At 55.8% G+C, this 215-nt stretch carries 1 protein-coding gene; it reads left to right on the forward strand.

The window, feature by feature from the left end; all coding sequences use genetic code 11:
* On the forward strand, positions 1 to 215 hold a 215-nt coding region (locus FDX22_RS22670), incomplete at both ends, for a pyridoxal-phosphate dependent enzyme (RefSeq protein ID WP_146717814.1).

The raw sequence follows: 215 nt of genomic DNA on the forward strand, positions 1-215 counted from the left end.
GTTCTCTTCTGCACGACTAGGCGTGAAGGCACTGATTGTCATGCCAACGGCTACTGCCGATATCAAAGTTGATGCCGTGCGCGGCTTCGGCGGAGAAGTGCTGCTGCATGGCGCGAATTTTGATGAAGCCAAAGCCAAAGCGATTGAGCTATCGCAGCAGCAGGGTTTTACCTGGGTTCCGCCGTTCGATCATCCGATGGTGATTGCCGGGCAGG

This window comes from Citrobacter sp. TBCS-14 (assembly GCF_005280805.1).
In the GTDB taxonomy this organism is placed as follows: domain Bacteria; phylum Pseudomonadota; class Gammaproteobacteria; order Enterobacterales; family Enterobacteriaceae; genus Citrobacter; species Citrobacter gillenii.